Consider the following 354-nt stretch of genomic DNA (forward strand, 5'->3'; position numbering starts at 1 on the left):
GCGTATCGTGATCGGAACCAAACAAATTAAGCTGCCTTGAGAATGCTCGCCTCGACTTGAAAACCTTCGCGGCGAGTATATTTTTTTGTGTTCCGCAGGTTATTTTTTCTGGCTGTAATGAATACCGAGTTTCATCGTCAACTCTTTGTAGAACCCCAGTTCGCTTTCGAGGAACTTCTGCGTTTCGGCTGGCGGCAGGTACGCGAGCGGCTCCCAGTGCGCATCGGCGGATTTTTTCAGTTCGGGCGTTTCCATAGCCCGACGGAATGCCTCAGCGAGTTTGGCGACGATTGCGTCCGGCGTGTCCTTGTTCACGACGATGCAGCGCCACGACGTCTGATCGTAGTCGAACCC

General features: G+C 53.1%; 1 protein-coding gene. It reads right to left on the reverse strand.

What is annotated here, in order from left to right; translation table 11 throughout:
* Positions 1-99: 99 nt before the first annotated feature.
* Positions 100-354, reverse strand: a 255-nt coding sequence (locus tag H6A60_RS12825; RefSeq protein WP_275114239.1) for a tripartite tricarboxylate transporter substrate-binding protein, incomplete at its 5' end; no start/stop codon positions are given.

Source organism: Sutterella massiliensis (assembly GCF_016899755.1).
GTDB classification, from domain to species: domain Bacteria; phylum Pseudomonadota; class Gammaproteobacteria; order Burkholderiales; family Burkholderiaceae_F; genus Sutterella; species Sutterella massiliensis.